Genomic DNA, 15674 nt, shown 5'->3' with positions numbered 1-15674 from the left:
ACATGGGCATCAAGGTTTTGCTGGTCGAGGATGATCGTTCGTTGCGCGAAGCGCTGGCCGATACGCTGCTGCTCGGCGGCCACGACTACCACGCGGTCGGCAGTGCCGAAGAGGCGTTGCAGGCGGTGGAGCGCGAAGCCTTCAGTCTGGTGGTCAGCGACGTCAACATGCCGGGCATGGACGGTCATCAATTGCTCGGCCTGTTGCGCGCGCGCCAACCGCAATTGCCGGTGCTGTTGATGACGGCACACGGCGCGGTCGAGCGCGCGGTCGACGCCATGCGTCAGGGCGCGGCGGATTATCTGGTCAAGCCGTTCGAGCCCAAGGCGCTGCTGGATCTGGTGGCGCGCCATGCCCTCGGCAGCCTCGGCGCCAATGAAACGGAAGGTCCGGTCGCGGTCGAGCCGGCCAGTGCGCAGTTGCTCGACCTGGCGGCGCGGGTGGCGCGCAGCGATTCCACGGTGCTGATTTCCGGCGAGTCCGGCACCGGCAAGGAAGTCCTGGCGCGCTATATCCACCAGCAATCGCACCGGGCCAGTCAGCCATTCATCGCGATCAACTGCGCGGCGATCCCGGACAACATGCTCGAGGCAACGCTGTTCGGTCACGAGAAAGGCTCCTTCACCGGCGCCATCGCGGCGCAGGCCGGCAAATTCGAACAGGCCGACGGCGGGACGATCCTGCTCGACGAAATCTCGGAAATGCCTCTGGGCCTGCAAGCCAAGTTGCTGCGCGTGCTGCAGGAGCGTGAAGTGGAGCGGGTCGGTGCGCGCAAGCCGATCAGTCTCGACATCCGCGTGGTGGCCACCACCAACCGCGATCTCGCCGGTGAAGTGGCGGCGGGGCGCTTTCGCGAAGATCTGTTCTACCGGCTTTCGGTATTTCCGCTGGCCTGGCGGCCGTTGCGCGAGCGCACCGCCGATATCCTGCCACTGGCCGAGCGCCTGCTGGCCAAACACGTCAATAAAATGAAACACGCCGCGGCGAAGCTGTCGCCCGAGGCGCAGGCGTGCCTGACCGCTTATCCATGGCCGGGCAACGTGCGTGAGCTGGACAACGCGCTCCAGCGGGCGCTGATCCTGCAGCAGGGCGGCTTGATCCAGCCGCAGGATTTCTGTCTCGCCGGGCCGGTGACATTCGCTCCGTTGCCGGTAGCCGTGGCGACGCCGGCGGTGCTGCGTGAAATGGACATCGATGGCGACGGCGCCGGAGCACTCGGTGATGACCTGCGGCGCCGCGAGTTCCAGATGATCATCGACACCCTGCGGGCCGAGCGCGGCCGCCGCAAGGAAGCGGCGCAGAAGCTCGGCATCAGCCCGCGCACCCTGCGGTACAAGCTGGCGCAGATGCGCGATGCGGGGATGGATGTGGAAGCTTATCTGTTCGCCACTTGAGTGTTGGCGCAAACGTTTGAACGCTTTTCTCAAAGCGGTGCCTGCGAGCTGGCACCGTTGTTGCTAACACCTGTGTACCCGTTGAGTGAGTGTCAAAAAATTGCGGGCCGCCCAAGAGAGTAGACCATGAGCCAAGGTATTGAATTTAATCGGTTGATGATGGACATGAAGGCCATGCAAATGGATGCCATGTCCAAGCCGAAATCGACTGCCGCCGTCCCGGAAATGGCGGGCAGCAGCTTTTCCGACATGCTCGGTCAGGCCATCAACAAAGTGAACGATACCCAGCAGGCGTCGACCCAGTTGGCCAATGCATTCGAAATCGGCAAGAGCGGCGTCGATCTGACGGACGTGATGATTTCCTCGCAGAAAGCCAGCGTGTCGTTCCAGGCTCTGACCCAGGTGCGCAACAAACTGGTTCAGGCCTATCAAGACATCATGCAGATGCCGGTTTAAGGACGAGATTGAGTCATGGCAGAAGCAGTCGCCGATAACGTTCCGGCCAAGGCCACCCCGATAGACGGCAAACCGCCGTTGTTCGGCCTGTCCTTCCTGGAAAACCTCTCCGAGATGACCATGCTGCGTCAGGTGGGCCTGTTGGTCGGCCTGGCTGCGAGCGTGGCGATTGGCTTTGCCGTGGTGCTGTGGTCGCAGCAACCGGATTACCGTCCGCTGTACGGCAGCCTTGCCGGCATGGACGCCAAGCAGGTCATGGACACCCTGGCCTCCGCCGACATTCCCTACACCGTCGAACCGAACTCCGGCGCCTTGCTGGTCAAGGCCGATGACCTGTCCCGTGCGCGGCTCAAGCTCGCGGCCGCTGGTGTCACTCCCAGCGACGGCAACATCGGTTTTGAAATCCTCGACAAGGAACAGGGGTTGGGCACCAGCCAGTTCATGGAAGCGACGCGCTACCGTCGTGGCCTGGAAGGCGAACTGGCACGCACCATTTCCAGCCTGAACAACGTCAAGGGCGCCCGCGTGCACCTGGCGATCCCGAAGAGCTCGGTGTTCGTGCGTGACGAACGCAAGCCAAGCGCTTCGGTGCTGGTCGAGCTGTACTCCGGCCGCTCGCTGGAGCCGGGTCAGGTCGTGGCGATCATCAACCTGGTGGCGACCTCCGTTCCCGAGTTGAGCAAGTCGCAGATCACCGTCGTCGACCAGAAGGGCAACCTGCTGTCGGACCAGGCGGAAAACTCCGAAATGACCATGGCCGGCAAGCAGTTCGATTACAGCCGGCGCATGGAAAGCATGCTCACCCAGCGCGTGCACAACATTCTGCAACCGGTACTGGGCAACGATCGCTACAAGGCTGAAGTGTCGGCCGACATCGATTTCAGTGCCGTCGAATCGACCGCCGAGCAGTTCAACCCGGATCAGCCGGCGCTGCGCAGCGAGCAGTCGGTCAACGAACAACGCACCGCCAGCAATGGCCCGCAAGGCGTGCCGGGCGCCCTGAGCAACCAGCCGCCATCGCCGGCCTCGGCGCCGCAGACCACCGGTGGCGCGCAAGCCGCCGCCGGCATGGTGCAGCCGGGCCAGCCACTGGTTGACGCCAACGGCCAGCAGATCATGGATCCGGCCACCGGCCAGCCGATGCTCGCGCCGTACCCGGCGGACAAGCGTCAACAATCCACCAAGAACTTCGAACTCGACCGTTCCATCAGCCACACCAAGCAGCAGCAGGGGCGCCTCAATCGCCTGTCGGTGTCGGTGGTGGTCGACGATCAGGTCAAGGTCAACCCGGCCAACGGCGAAACCAGTCGCGCGCCGTGGAGCGCCGACGAATTGGCGCGCTTCACGCGCCTGGTGCAGGACGCCGTCGGTTTCGACGCCAGCCGTGGCGACAGCGTCAGCGTGATCAACATGCCGTTCTCCGCCGAGCGCGGCGAAGTGATCGCCGACATTCCGTTCTACTCCCAGCCGTGGTTCTGGGACATCGTCAAGCAAGTGCTGGGTGTGTTGTTCATCCTCGTGCTGGTGTTCGGCGTGCTGCGTCCGGTGCTCAACAACATCACCAACGGCGGCAAGGGCAAGGAACTGGCCGGTCTGGGCAGTGACGTCGAACTCGGCGGCATGGGCGGCCTGGATGGCGAACTGGGCAACGACCGCGTCAGCCTCGGCGGCCCGACCAGCATCCTGCTGCCGAGCCCGAGCGAGGGCTATGACGCGCAGTTGAACGCAATCAAGAGTCTGGTGGCAGAAGACCCGGGTCGTGTGGCCCAGGTCGTGAAAGAGTGGATTAACGCAGATGAGTGATAACCGAGCCGCCGTCGCCAAATTGTCCCGGGTCGATAAAGCCGCGATTCTGCTGCTGTCCCTGGGCTCGACCGATGCCGCCCAAGTGCTGCGGCACATGGGCCCCAAGGAAGTCCAGCGGGTCGGTGTGGCCATGGCCCAGATGGGCAACGTCCACCGTGAGCAGGTCGAGCAGGTGATGAGCGAGTTCGTCGACATCGTCGGCGACCAGACCAGCCTGGGCGTCGGTTCCGACGACTACGTGCGCAAAATGCTCACCCAGGCCCTGGGCGAGGACAAGGCCAATGGTCTGATCGACCGCATCCTGCTCGGTGGCAACACCAGTGGCCTCGACAGCCTGAAATGGATGGAGCCGCGCGCCGTCGCCGACGTGATCCGTTACGAGCACCCGCAAATCCAGGCGATCGTGGTGGCGTACCTCGATCCGGACCAGGCCGGTGAAGTGCTGGGCAACTTCGACCACAAGGTGCGCCTGGACATCATCCTGCGCGTCTCGTCGTTGAACACCGTGCAGCCGGCGGCATTGAAAGAACTCAACCAGATCCTCGAGAAGCAGTTCTCCGGCAACTCGAATGCCTCGCGCACCACCCTGGGTGGCATCAAGCGGGCGGCGGACATCATGAACTTCCTCGACAGCTCGATCGAAGGCCAGCTCATGGACTCGATCCGCGAAGTCGACGAAGACCTGTCCGGTCAGATCGAAGACCTCATGTTCGTGTTCAACAACCTGGCCGATGTCGACGACCGCGGCATCCAGGCGCTGCTGCGCGAAGTGTCTTCCGACGTGCTGGTGCTGGCCCTCAAGGGGTCGGACGAAGGCGTCAAGGAGAAGATCTTCAAGAACATGTCCAAGCGTGCCGCCGAACTGCTGCGCGACGACCTCGAGGCCAAGGGCCCGGTGCGCGTCAGCGACGTGGAAACCGCACAGAAGGAAATCCTCACCATCGCCCGCCGTATGGCCGAAGCCGGAGAGATCGTGCTCGGTGGCAAGGGTGGCGAGGAAATGATCTAAGCCCATGGACAAGCATGACGAGTCTGTCACGGACCTGATCCGCGCCCGCGATGTCCGCGGTTTCGAATCCTGGGCACTGCCCAGCTTCGACCCGCCGAAACCGGAACCCGAGCCGGAGCCGGAGCCAGAGCCGCCGGAGATGGAAGAAGTGCCGCTGGAGGAAGTCCAGCCACTGACCCTGGAAGAACTCGAAAGCATCCGTCAGGAGGCTTACAACGAGGGCTTCGCCGTCGGCGAAAAGGACGGCTTTCACAGCGCCACGCTGAAGGTGCGCCAGGAGGCCGAGGTCGCGCTGACGGCGAAGATCGCCAGCCTGGAACAACTGATGGCGCACCTGTTCGAGCCGATCGCCGAGCAAGACACGCAGATCGAAAAGTCCCTGGTGGATCTGGTTCAGCACATCGCCAGGCAGGTGATCCAGCGCGAACTGGCCATCGATTCGACGCAGATCGAACACGTCATGCGCGACGCCCTCAAGTTGCTGCCGCTGGGCGTGGGCAATGTGCGCCTGTACGTCAATCCGCAGGATTTCGAACAGGTCAAGGCCCTGCGCGAGCGGCATGAAGAAACCTGGCGCATCGTCGAGGACGAATCGCTATTGCCGGGCGGTTGCCGGGTCGAAACCGAGCACAGCCGGATCGATGCGAGCATCGAGACGCGCGTCAGCCAGGTCATGGCCAAGCTGTTCGACCAGCTCCACGAACAGGCGCTGCACCCGGCCGCGCCGGATCTGAGCCTGGACCTGCCAGAAACGCCGAAACCGGCCCCAGCCACCGACGAGCCGCTCGCGGACGCCCCCGATGCGCCTTGAACGCACCAGTTTCGCCAAGCGCCTGAGCACCTACGCCGAGGCCACTGAAATTGCCGGTGCGCCGATTCTCGAAGGACGCCTGCTGCGCATGGTCGGCCTGACGCTGGAGGCCGAAGGCCTGCGCGCCGCGATGGGCACCCGCTGCATGGTGATCAACGACGACACCTATCACCCCTCGCAGGTCGAAGCCGAAGTCATGGGCTTCTCCGGCAGCAAGGTGTTCCTGATGCCGGTCGGCAGTGTCGCCGGCATCGCTCCGGGCGCCCGCGTGGTGCCGCTGGCCGACACCGGTCGCCTGCCGATGGGCATGAGCATGCTCGGTCGGGTCCTGGACGGCGCCGGACGTGCACTGGACGGCAAGGGCGGGATGAAGGCCGAAGACTGGGTGCCGATGGACGGCCCGACCATCAACCCGCTCAACCGCGACCCGATCCACGCGCCGCTGGATGTCGGCATCCGCAGCATCAACGGTTTGTTGACGGTCGGTCGCGGTCAGCGTCTGGGCCTGTTCGCCGGTACCGGTGTCGGCAAGTCGGTGTTGCTCGGCATGATGACCCGCTTCACCGAAGCCGACATCATCGTCGTCGGCCTGATCGGCGAGCGGGGGCGGGAAGTTAAAGAATTCATCGAGCACATCCTCGGGGAAGAAGGCCTCAAGCGTTCGGTGGTCGTTGCCTCCCCGGCGGACGATGCACCGCTGATGCGTCTGCGTGCGGCCATGTACTGCACGCGGATTGCCGAATATTTTCGCGACAAGGGCAAGAACGTCCTGTTGCTGATGGACTCGCTGACCCGTTTCGCCCAGGCCCAGCGGGAAATCGCCCTGGCCATCGGCGAGCCGCCGGCGACCAAGGGTTACCCGCCATCGGTCTTCGCCAAGCTGCCGAAACTGGTGGAGCGTGCCGGTAATGCGGAGAAGGGCGGTGGTTCGATCACCGCGTTCTACACCGTGTTGTCCGAGGGCGACGACCAGCAGGACCCGATTGCCGACTCCGCGCGAGGTGTGCTCGACGGCCACATCGTGCTGTCGCGGCGGCTGGCCGAGGAAGGCCATTACCCGGCCATCGATATCGAAGCCTCGATCAGCCGGGTGATGCCGGCGGTGGTCTCGCCGGAACACATGACCCGCGCGCAGTACTTCAAGCAACTGTGGTCGCGCTACCAGCAGAGCCGTGATCTGATCAGCGTCGGTGCCTACGTCGCCGGTGGCGACCGTGAGACCGACCTGGCGATTTCCTTGCAGCCGCAGTTGGTCAGGTACTTGCGCCAGGGCCTCAACGACAGCATCAGCCTGGGCGAAAGCGAGGCTTTCCTGGAAACCATTTTCGCCCCTGCGGCCGGCGGGTAACCGCCCATGGCCCTGAGCCGAGCCGCGCGTCTGGCGCCGGTGGTGGAAATGGCCGAGAAGGCCGAGAAAACCGCCGTGCAGCGCCTGGGTTATTTCCAGGGGCAGGTGAAGGTTGCCGAAAGCAAGCTCGCCGACCTTCAGGCGTTTCGCCTGGATTATTCCGAACAATGGATCGTGCGCGGCAGCACCGGCGTTACCGGGCAGTGGCTGCTCGGTTTCCAGGGCTTCCTGGCGCAACTCGACACCGCCGTCGATCAGCAGCGGCAAAGCCTCAACTGGCACCAGAACAACCTGAACAAGGCGCGCGAAGCCTGGCAGCAGGCGTTTGCCCGCGTCGAAGGCTTGCGCAAACTGGTCCAACGCTACCGCGAAGAAGCGCAGCGGCTCGAGGACAAGCGCGAGCAGAAGCTGCTCGATGAGTTGTCCCAGCGCCTGCCACGTCACGATCCATTCTGACCAGGCCCCGCAACCGGTTCTGCATTGCACCTTGCCCCTGCGCCTACCAGGTGCTAAACCTTGTACACGTTCGTCAATGACAAGGAAGCCAGTCATGTCAGTCGTTACAGAAGTCTCTTCGGATGGTCAAAAACTGACGATTTCGGTCAAGGGGCGCTTCGATTTCGGGCGCCATCAGGAGTTTCGCGAAGCTTACGAGCGACTTGATCAGCGGCCCGATTCCATCGTGGTCGATCTGAAAGAAGCCACTTACCTGGATAGCTCGGCGCTGGGCATGCTGCTCCTGCTGCGCGATCACGCCGGGGGCGACGACTCGGACGTGCGCGTGGTCAACAGCAACTCCGACGTGCGCAAGATCCTCGCCATCTCCAATTTCGACAAACTGTTCGATATCAGTTGACGGCCATGCAGCCGCAAGAGCCCCTGACCATCCTGATCGCCGAAGACAGCGCCGCTGACCGGCTGCTGTTGTCGACCATCGTTCGCCGCCAGGGGCATGCCGTGCTGACGGCCGCCAATGGTGCCGAAGCAGTGGAGGTGTTTCGCCGCCAACAACCGCATCTGGTGCTGATGGACGCGATGATGCCGGTGATGGATGGCTTCGAGGCCGCGCGGCAGATCAAGGTGCTGGCGGGGGAGAGCCTGGTGCCGATCATCTTCCTCACCTCGCTGACCGAGAGCGAGGCCCTGGCCCGTTGCCTGGACGCCGGTGGCGACGACTTTCTGGCGAAGCCCTACAACCAGGTGATCCTCGCCGCCAAAATAAAGGCGATGGATCGTCTGCGGCGCCTGCAGGCCACGGTACTGCAGCAGCGCGACCTGATCGCCAAGCATCACGATTACCTGCTCAACGAACAGCGCGTGGCCAAGGCGGTGTTCGACAAAGTCGCGCATTCCGGCTGCCTCAGTGCGCCGAACATCCGCTATCTGCAATCGCCGTATGCGCTGTTCAACGGCGACCTGCTGCTGGCGGCCTACACCCCGGCGGGCGACATGCACGTGCTGCTCGGCGACTTCACCGGCCATGGCCTGCCAGCGGCGGTCGGCGCGATGCCACTGGCCGAAGTGTTCTACGGCATGACCGCCAAGGGCTACGGCCTGGCGGAAACCCTGCGGGAAATGAATGCCAAGCTCAAGCGCATCCTGCCGGTCGACATGTTCTGCTGCGCGACGCTGTTGAGCCTGAGTTTCCAGCGGCGCTCGGTGGAGGTATGGAACGGTGGCATGCCCGACGGCTATCTGCATCGCATCGCCACGGGCGAGCGAACGCCCCTGGCAGCGCGGCATTTGCCGCTGGGCGTGCTCAGTCCGCAAGCGTTCAATGACCGCACCGAAGTGCATTCGATGGCCGTCGGCGATCGGGTGTTTCTGCTGTCCGACGGGGTGATCGACACCTGCAATGCCGAGGAGCAGTTGTTCGGTGTCGAGCGTCTGCAGCGGCTGTTTGCTGCCAATCGTGAGCCGGATCGGCTGTTTACCGAGATCGAGCAGGCCCTGCACGATTTCGGTGGCGAGGCCCGCGACGACGTGAGCATGGTCGAGGTCAGCCTGCTCGAGGCGGCGCAGGTCAATCCGACGGCGCCGGTGTATTCCGACAGTGGCCAGTCCAGTCCGTTGGATTGGTCGGTGAGCTTTGAATTTCGCGGTGCCACGCTCAAGCGCTTCAACCCGTTGCCCTACCTGCTGCAACTGCTGCTGGAGGTGCACGGCCTGCGTTCACAGGGCGGTGCGCTGTACAGCGTGCTCGCCGAGCTGTATTCCAATGCCCTGGAGCATGGGGTGCTGGGGCTCGACTCCAGCCTCAAGCGCGATGCCGTAGGGTTCGCGCGCTATTATGAGCAACGCAATGCACGTCTCGAAGCCTTGCAGGACGGTTATGTGCGCGTGCATTTGCGGGTCACGCCGCAGGGCGAGGGCGGTTGCCTGGCCATTCGGGTCGAAGACAGTGGCAAGGGCTTCGACGTGGCGCGGGTGATGCAGCGACCGCTCGACGATGTCCGTCTGTCGGGGCGTGGTGTCAGCCTGGTCCGGCAATTGGGGCGAAATGCCGGTTGGTCAGACGATGGTCGCAGTGCCCACGTGGAGTTTATCTGGGACGCTCTGGCATAATCCGCGCATTCTTGATCAAGGAGTGAACAAGTGGCTGACATCCAAGTTGATCGCGACGTGCTGAGCGCGTTGCACGAAGTCATGGAGGACAATTATCCGGAATTGCTGGATACCTTCCTGACGGATTCGGAGACGCGCCTGCGCGAGTTGCAGAAGACCGCCGATGCCGAAGTGCTGGCGTACGTCGCCCACAGTTTCAAGGGCAGCAGCAGCAACATGGGCGCGACCCGGCTGGCCGAGCTGTGCCATGAGCTCGAGCTGCACGCCCGTGACAAGAGCCCTTCGGAAATCATCAAACTGGTCGCCGACATTCATGACGAGTTCGCCGATGTGCGCCCCGTCTATGAAGCCGAGCGGCAGCGTTCGCTGACCCACTGAGTCAACCGCCGGGCAGTTTCGTCAGGTCTTTGACGAAAGTGGCCCGGCACTTGCAGTCATCTCTCGCAACTGTACCTACGATCCCCGTGCAGCGGAGACCCTGTCATGCCTGCGACCCCCAACATTCTTCTTCAGAGCGCCGCCCAGGCCAAGGCGCAAGCCGCCTCCGCGAAAGCCTCGACAGCGCCCGCAGAGCCCATGGACAAGGCCTCAAGCTTCGCTCAGGTGTTCGCTGACCAGGGGCAGAAAAAGACTTCGCCGGTCGCCGACAGTCTGGTCAAACCGGTGCGGGACAAGGCCGCGGACAGCAGCGCGAAAAAGGAGGTCGGCAAGGATCAGTCTGCCGCCCCTGACAAGACCGTTGCCGATAGCGGCAATGCCTTGCCTGACGACAACACGGTCGCTTCCACCCGCGACACCGACAGCGCCGCCGACAACGACAGTGCCGACCCCGCGCAGCAAGCGCCAGTGGCCGATGCCGCGCCAGTCGACCCGGCGCTGGACCCGGCCATGCTTCAGGCGGCGCAGCCGGTCGTTGCCCCGGTAGTGCAGACGCCGGCCGTCGATCCGGCGGCGCAGGCCAAGACTGACGCGCCGGTGCTGGCCGTGCTGCCGGGGGCCGTCAAGGACCCCGCGGCCAGCACCGACAGCGATTTCGACCCCGAAGCCGATCCGCTCGATGCCCTGCCGGCCGTGCGCATGGCGATGGAGCAGAGCGGGCACATCTCCGCGTCCAGCCAGTCGCCGGCCAAGGCCACACCGGCTCAGGCCCAGGCCGACGGTGAATTGACCTCGGCGCAGAACTTTGCCGCCGGCATGGCCAGCATGCTCGATGTGCAGGCCGACAAGGACAGCACCCGCCAGGACGGGGAGAAGGCTTTCAGTGGCCTGATCGACGATGGCCTGAAGGACCTGAAAAGCGCCACCAGCGATACCCGCGTCGATGATTTCGCCAACCGCCTGGCCGCGCTGACCCAGGCTGCCACGCCGAAAACCGCCAATGCCTTGCCGGTGAACCAGCCGATCGCCATGCATCAGAGCGGCTGGACCGAGGAAGTGGTCAACCGGGTCATGTACCTGTCGAGCACCAACCTGAAAGCGGCCGACATTCAGTTGCAGCCTGCCGAACTCGGTCGCCTCGACATCCGCGTGAACATGGTGCCGGACCAGCAGACCCAGGTGACGTTCATGAGCGCGCATCCGAGCGTGCGTGAAGCCCTCGACAGCCAGATGCACCGACTGCGCGAGATGTTCACCCAGCAGGGCATGGGCCAGGTCGACGTCAATGTGTCCGACCAGAACCGTGGCTGGCAGGGGCAGGGCCAGGAACAGGCGCAACAGGGCCAGAGTGGGCGCACCAGCGCTGCCGGCGGTCGCCTCGATTCGGCGGAAGAAGAGTTGACGCCGGCCGCGGTGGCTGAAGCGGCGGCGCAAACCACCAGCGTGATCGGCAGCAGCGCGGTCGACTACTACGCCTGATTCAAAGTCTCCACAAAAACCTGTGGGAGCTGGCAAGCCAGTTCCCACAGGGCTTGCATCGATTCATCCATCCCGCGCCTCCAACGCTCCGATACTTCTGGCATAACACTTGCTCTTGCCTTGCCGTGCGACTGTGAAAACCCGATTAGTGACGGATTATTGGCATGGCGAAGAGCGAAGCTGCAGCAGTAAAAGACCCCGCAACCAAAGGCAAACTCAAGCTGATCATTGTGATCGTGCTGGCCCTGCTGCTGGCCATTGGCGCGTCCGTGGGGGCGACCTGGTACTTCATGCACAGCGCCCAGAGCAAGCCTGCCGTTGCTGCTGAGACCGCCCCGGTCGGCAAGCAGCCGGCGATCTTCGAGCCCATGGCCCCGGCGTTCGTTGCCAACTACAACCAGAACGGCCGTCAACGCTACATGCAGGTGAGCATCACCATGCTGGCGCGCAACCAGGCTGATCTGGAAGCGCTCAAGGTGCACATGCCGGTGATCCGCAACAACCTGGTGATGCTCTTTTCCGGTCAGGATTTCGCCACGCTGGCGACCCCGGTCGGTCAGGAGATGCTGCGCCAGAAAGCCACGGCCAGCGTCCAGGAAGTGGCGCAGAAAGAGCTGGGCAAAGTGGTGATCGAACAGTTGCTTTTCACTAATTTCGTATTGCAGTAGGAACACGACATGGCCGTGCAGGATCTGCTGTCCCAGGATGAAATCGACGCGCTGTTGCATGGCGTCGACGATGGTCTGGTACAGACCGATAACGCTGCCGAACCCGGCAGTGTCAAAAGCTATGACCTGACCAGTCAGGATCGCATCGTCCGTGGACGCATGCCGACCCTGGAGATGATCAACGAGCGTTTTGCCCGCTACACCCGCATCAGCATGTTCAACATGCTGCGCCGTTCGGCGGACGTTGCCGTCGGTGGCGTGCAGGTGATGAAGTTCGGCGAATACGTGCACTCGCTGTACGTACCGACCAGCCTCAACCTGGTCAAGATCAAGCCCCTGCGCGGCACCGCGCTGTTCATCCTCGACGCCAAGCTGGTGTTCAAGCTGGTGGACAACTTCTTCGGCGGCGACGGCCGTCACGCCAAGATCGAAGGGCGTGAATTCACCCCGACCGAGCTGCGCGTGGTGCGCATGGTGCTGGAACAGGCCTTCATCGATCTGAAGGAAGCCTGGCAGGCGATCATGGAAGTCAATTTCGAGTACATCAACTCGGAAGTGAACCCGGCCATGGCCAACATCGTCGGCCCGAGCGAAGCCATTGTGGTGTCGACGTTCCACATCGAGCTCGATGGCGGTGGCGGCGACCTGCACGTGACCATGCCGTACTCGATGATCGAGCCGGTGCGGGAAATGCTCGACGCCGGTTTCCAGTCCGACCTCGACGACCAGGACGAGCGCTGGGTCAATGCGCTGCGCCAGGACGTGCTCGATGTCGACGTACCGATCGGTGCCACCGTGGCCCGTCGTCAGTTGAAACTGCGCGACATCCTGCACATGCAGCCGGGCGACGTGATCCCGGTCGAGATGCCGGAAGACATGATCATGCGCGCCAACGGCGTGCCGGCCTTCAAGGTCAAGATGGGCTCGCACAAAGGCAACCTCGCGTTGCAAGTGATCGAGCCGATCGAGCGCCGCTGAAGCGGCGCCGCACAACTCCCCTGAATTTCTACCGGTTTTTTTGCCCGCCGAGGACAAATGATGAACGACGATATGAACACCCAGGACGATCAGGCTCTGGCCGATGAGTGGGCTGCGGCCCTGGAAGAAACCGGCGACGCCGGGCAGGCCGATATCGACGCGCTGCTGGCCGCCGATGCCGGTGCCGCCAGCGGCAACCGCCTGCCGATGGAAGAGTTCGGCAGCGTGCCGAAGAACAACGACCCGGTGACCCTCGACGGGCCGAACCTGGACGTGATTCTCGACATCCCGGTATCGATTTCGATGGAAGTCGGCAGCACCGACATCAACATCCGCAACCTGCTGCAACTCAACCAGGGTTCGGTGATCGAGCTCGATCGCCTGGCCGGCGAGCCGCTGGATGTGCTGGTCAACGGCACCCTGATTGCTCACGGTGAAGTGGTGGTGGTCAACGAAAAGTTCGGCATCCGCCTGACCGACGTGATCAGCCCAAGCGAACGCATCAAGAAGCTGCGCTGAGTGAAAAGGTTCCTCTGGGCTGTGCTGGCGCTGCCGTTCAGCGTCATGGCCGCCGAGCCGGCGGCGAATCCTGCGGCGGCGGTGGCGCCAGCGGTCGGCAGCGGCGTTGCCGGGCAACTGACGCAACTGGTCTTCGGCCTGCTGCTGGTGCTGGGCCTGATCTTCTTTCTCGCCTGGCTGTTGCGCCGGGTGCAGCAGGTCGGTCCGGCAGGCAAGGGTCAGGTGATCGAGCTGATCGGTTCCCGCGCGCTCGGTCCGCGTGACCGGCTGATGCTGGTGCAGGTCGGCAACGAGCAGATCCTGCTCGGTCTGAGCCCCGGCACGATCACCGCGCTGCACGTACTCAAGGAGCCGATCGAACTGCCGGCCTCCAGCGAAAAAGCGACCCCGGAGTTTGCCCAGCATCTGTTGAAGATGCTCGGCAAGGATCAGAAGGATAAGAAGTAATGGGTGCGTTGCGCATCGTCTTGACCCTGGCCCTGCTGCTGGCCGCGCCACTGGCGTTCGCCGCCGATCCGTTGTCGATTCCGGCGATCACGCTGGGCACCAACGCCGACGGCGCGCAGGAATATTCGGTCAGCCTGCAGATCCTGCTGATCATGACGGCGCTGAGCTTCATTCCGGCGTTCGTCATTCTGATGACCAGCTTCACCCGGATCATCATCGTCTTTTCGATCCTGCGTCAGGCCCTGGGCCTGCAACAGACGCCGTCGAACCAGATTCTCACCGGCATGGCGATGTTCCTCACCCTGTTCATCATGGCGCCGGTGTTCGACCGCGTGAACAACGACGCCCTGCAGCCGTACCTGGCGGAGAAGCTCACCGCCCAGCAGGCGGTGGAAAAGGCTCAGGTGCCGATCAAGGACTTCATGCTCGCGCAGACCCGCTCCAGCGATCTGGAGCTGTTCATGCGCCTGTCCAAGCGCACCGACATCGCCACTCCGGATCAGGCGCCGCTGACCATCCTGGTGCCGGCGTTCGTCACGTCTGAACTGAAGACCGCGTTCCAGATCGGCTTCATGATCTTCATTCCGTTCCTGATCATCGACCTGGTCGTGGCCAGTGTGCTGATGGCGATGGGTATGATGATGCTCTCGCCGCTGATTATCTCCCTGCCGTTCAAGATCATGCTGTTCGTGCTGGTGGATGGCTGGGCGCTGATTATCGGCACCCTGGCCAGCAGTTTCGGAGGTGTTTCGCCATGACGCCAGAAGTTGCGGTCGACATCTTTCGCGAGGCCCTGTGGCTGACCACCATGATGGTCGCCATTCTCGTGGTGCCGAGCCTGCTGGTGGGGCTGCTGGTGTCGATGTTCCAGGCGGCCACCCAGATCAACGAACAGACCCTGAGCTTCCTGCCGCGCCTGCTGGTGATGCTGGTGACCCTGATCGTTGCCGGCCCGTGGCTGGTACAGACGTTCATGGAATACATCATCGCGCTGTACAAAAACATCCCGCTGGTCATCGGCTGAGCCATGCAATCGCTGCTGCAGTTGACCGATACGCAGATCAGCACCTGGGTGGCGACGTTCATGCTGCCGCTGTTTCGCATCGGTTCGATGCTGATGGTGATGCCGGTCTTCGGTACCACGCTGGTGCCCAAGCGCGTGCGCTTGTACCTGGCGCTGGCGATCACGGTGGTCATCGCGCCGAACCTGCCACCGATGCCGGCGGTGCATGCGCTGGATCTGAGCGGCCTGTTGCTGATTGCCGAGCAGATCCTGGTCGGCGCGGTGCTCGGGTTCTCCCTGCAGCTGTTCTTCCAGGCCTTCGTGGTGGCCGGGCAGATCGTCGCGATTCAGATGGGCATGGGCTTCGCCTCGATGATCGACCCCACCAACGGCGTGTCGGTGGCGGTGATCGGGCAGTTTTTCACCATGCTGGTGACCCTGCTGTTCCTGGCCATGAACGGGCATCTGGTGGTTTTCGAAGTGCTCACCGAAAGCTTCACCACGTTGCCGGTCGGCGGCGGCCTGATGACGGCGCATTACTGGGAGCTGGCCGGCAAGCTCGGCTGGGTGCTCGGCGCGGCGCTGATGCTGGTGTTGCCGGCGATCACCGCGCTGCTGGTGGTCAACATCGCTTTCGGTGTGATGACGCGCGCGGCGCCGCAACTGAATATTTTCTCGATCGGCTTCCCGCTGACCCTGGTGCTCGGCCTGTTCATCGTCTGGGTCGGCCTGGCGGACATCCTCAATCAGTATCAACCGCTGGCCGCCCAGGCCCTGCAGTTTTTACGCGAACTGGCACAGGCGCGCTGAGTC

Annotated in this window: 18 protein-coding genes; all 18 read left to right on the top strand. The window is 63.3% G+C overall.

Translation table 11 applies throughout. From position 1 onward, the window contains the following. The first annotated feature begins 2 nt into the window (after nt 1-2). A complete protein-coding gene (locus QRN70_RS07775; RefSeq protein ID WP_285416778.1) occupies nt 3-1394 on the top strand; it encodes a sigma-54-dependent transcriptional regulator in 1392 nt (463 codons plus the stop codon). Between the two features lie 126 nt (nt 1395-1520). Beyond that, complete coding sequence (gene fliE / locus QRN70_RS07770) at nt 1521-1850, top strand: flagellar hook-basal body complex protein FliE (RefSeq protein ID WP_285416776.1); 330 nt, start codon at nt 1521-1523, stop codon at nt 1848-1850. A 15-nt stretch (nt 1851-1865) separates the two neighbouring features. Next, on the top strand, nt 1866-3653 hold the full coding sequence (fliF, locus tag QRN70_RS07765; RefSeq protein ID WP_285416774.1) for a flagellar basal-body MS-ring/collar protein FliF: 1788 nt from the start codon (nt 1866-1868) through the stop codon (nt 3651-3653). Continuing rightward, a complete protein-coding gene (fliG, locus tag QRN70_RS07760) occupies nt 3646-4665 on the top strand; it encodes a flagellar motor switch protein FliG (protein ID WP_007958288.1) in 1020 nt (339 codons plus the stop codon). Before fliF ends, fliG begins: the two co-directional genes overlap by 8 nt. A 4-nt stretch (nt 4666-4669) precedes the next feature. After that, the gene (gene fliH, locus QRN70_RS07755) at nt 4670-5476 is read left to right on the top strand and encodes a flagellar assembly protein FliH (RefSeq protein ID WP_285416772.1); all 807 of its coding nucleotides are present in this window, start codon (nt 4670-4672) and stop codon (nt 5474-5476) included. Continuing rightward, on the top strand, nt 5466-6824 hold the full coding sequence (gene fliI / locus QRN70_RS07750; protein ID WP_285416771.1) for a flagellar protein export ATPase FliI: 1359 nt from the start codon (nt 5466-5468) through the stop codon (nt 6822-6824). The genes fliH and fliI overlap by 11 nt, the downstream gene beginning before the upstream one ends. Before the next feature lie 6 nt (nt 6825-6830). Then, nucleotides 6831-7280: a flagellar export protein FliJ gene (fliJ, locus tag QRN70_RS07745; RefSeq protein ID WP_285416769.1), complete on the top strand. Its 450-nt coding sequence runs from the start codon at nt 6831-6833 to the stop codon at nt 7278-7280. A 94-nt stretch (nt 7281-7374) separates the two neighbouring features. After that, entirely contained in the window at nt 7375-7680 is a 306-nt protein-coding gene (locus QRN70_RS07740) for an STAS domain-containing protein (RefSeq protein WP_285416767.1), read from the top strand. Between the two features lie 5 nt (nt 7681-7685). Further along, nucleotides 7686-9389 (top strand): ATP-binding SpoIIE family protein phosphatase, encoded by a 1704-nt coding sequence (locus QRN70_RS07735; RefSeq protein ID WP_285416766.1) that lies wholly within the window; start codon nt 7686-7688, stop codon nt 9387-9389. Between the two features lie 30 nt (nt 9390-9419). Further along, nucleotides 9420-9767 carry an Hpt domain-containing protein gene (locus QRN70_RS07730; RefSeq protein WP_285416765.1) on the top strand — a complete coding sequence of 116 codons (348 nt, stop codon included), beginning with the start codon at nt 9420-9422 and terminating at the stop codon, nt 9765-9767. Nucleotides 9768-9872: 105 nt separating this feature from the next. After that, entirely contained in the window at nt 9873-11246 is a 1374-nt protein-coding gene (locus QRN70_RS07725) for a flagellar hook-length control protein FliK (protein ID WP_285416764.1), read from the top strand. Between the two features lie 164 nt (nt 11247-11410). After that, nucleotides 11411-11914, top strand: coding sequence for a flagellar basal body-associated protein FliL (gene fliL, locus QRN70_RS07720; protein ID WP_285416762.1), 504 nt, complete (start codon nt 11411-11413; stop codon nt 11912-11914). A 9-nt stretch (nt 11915-11923) separates the two neighbouring features. After that, entirely contained in the window at nt 11924-12892 is a 969-nt protein-coding gene (gene fliM, locus QRN70_RS07715) for a flagellar motor switch protein FliM (RefSeq protein WP_008077655.1), read from the top strand. 60 nt (nt 12893-12952) lie between these two features. After that, entirely contained in the window at nt 12953-13411 is a 459-nt protein-coding gene (gene fliN, locus QRN70_RS07710; RefSeq protein ID WP_502941538.1) for a flagellar motor switch protein FliN, read from the top strand. Beyond that, on the top strand, nt 13412-13858 hold the full coding sequence (fliO, locus tag QRN70_RS07705) for a flagellar biosynthetic protein FliO (protein ID WP_285416757.1): 447 nt from the start codon (nt 13412-13414) through the stop codon (nt 13856-13858). It begins immediately after the preceding gene. After that, complete coding sequence (fliP, locus tag QRN70_RS07700; protein ID WP_285416755.1) at nt 13858-14616, top strand: flagellar type III secretion system pore protein FliP; 759 nt, start codon at nt 13858-13860, stop codon at nt 14614-14616. The genes fliO and fliP overlap by 1 nt, the downstream gene beginning before the upstream one ends. Beyond that, nucleotides 14613-14882 (top strand): flagellar biosynthesis protein FliQ, encoded by a 270-nt coding sequence (gene fliQ / locus QRN70_RS07695; protein WP_285416753.1) that lies wholly within the window; start codon nt 14613-14615, stop codon nt 14880-14882. The genes fliP and fliQ overlap by 4 nt, the downstream gene beginning before the upstream one ends. Nucleotides 14883-14885: 3 nt before the next feature. Then, nucleotides 14886-15671, top strand: coding sequence for a flagellar biosynthetic protein FliR (gene fliR / locus QRN70_RS07690; protein WP_285416751.1), 786 nt, complete (start codon nt 14886-14888; stop codon nt 15669-15671). The last annotated feature ends 3 nt before the right edge of the window (nt 15672-15674 follow it).

The organism is Pseudomonas sp. efr-133-TYG-5 (genome assembly GCF_030209175.1).
Taxonomy (GTDB): Bacteria; Pseudomonadota; Gammaproteobacteria; order Pseudomonadales; family Pseudomonadaceae; genus Aquipseudomonas.
The sequence above is the reverse complement of the archived record's forward strand: the minus strand, read 5'-3'. Positions and strand labels throughout refer to the sequence as shown.

Coding starts and splice junctions, on each gene's coding strand:
- fliR (WP_285416751.1), top strand. CDS start 14,886: ATGCAATCGCTGCTGCAGTTGACCGATACGCAGATCAGCACCTGGGTG.
- fliN (WP_502941538.1), top strand. CDS start 12,953: ATGAACGACGATATGAACACCCAGGACGATCAGGCTCTGGCCGATGAG.
- fliM (WP_008077655.1), top strand. CDS start 11,924: ATGGCCGTGCAGGATCTGCTGTCCCAGGATGAAATCGACGCGCTGTTG.
- QRN70_RS07775 (WP_285416778.1), top strand. CDS start 3: ATGGGCATCAAGGTTTTGCTGGTCGAGGATGATCGTTCGTTGCGCGAA.
- fliJ (WP_285416769.1), top strand. CDS start 6,831: ATGGCCCTGAGCCGAGCCGCGCGTCTGGCGCCGGTGGTGGAAATGGCC.
- fliI (WP_285416771.1), top strand. CDS start 5,466: ATGCGCCTTGAACGCACCAGTTTCGCCAAGCGCCTGAGCACCTACGCC.
- fliQ (WP_285416753.1), top strand. CDS start 14,613: ATGACGCCAGAAGTTGCGGTCGACATCTTTCGCGAGGCCCTGTGGCTG.
- QRN70_RS07725 (WP_285416764.1), top strand. CDS start 9,873: ATGCCTGCGACCCCCAACATTCTTCTTCAGAGCGCCGCCCAGGCCAAG.
- fliE (WP_285416776.1), top strand. CDS start 1,521: ATGAGCCAAGGTATTGAATTTAATCGGTTGATGATGGACATGAAGGCC.
- fliG (WP_007958288.1), top strand. CDS start 3,646: ATGAGTGATAACCGAGCCGCCGTCGCCAAATTGTCCCGGGTCGATAAA.
- fliH (WP_285416772.1), top strand. CDS start 4,670: ATGGACAAGCATGACGAGTCTGTCACGGACCTGATCCGCGCCCGCGAT.
- fliP (WP_285416755.1), top strand. CDS start 13,858: ATGGGTGCGTTGCGCATCGTCTTGACCCTGGCCCTGCTGCTGGCCGCG.
- fliF (WP_285416774.1), top strand. CDS start 1,866: ATGGCAGAAGCAGTCGCCGATAACGTTCCGGCCAAGGCCACCCCGATA.
- QRN70_RS07740 (WP_285416767.1), top strand. CDS start 7,375: ATGTCAGTCGTTACAGAAGTCTCTTCGGATGGTCAAAAACTGACGATT.
- fliL (WP_285416762.1), top strand. CDS start 11,411: ATGGCGAAGAGCGAAGCTGCAGCAGTAAAAGACCCCGCAACCAAAGGC.
- QRN70_RS07735 (WP_285416766.1), top strand. CDS start 7,686: ATGCAGCCGCAAGAGCCCCTGACCATCCTGATCGCCGAAGACAGCGCC.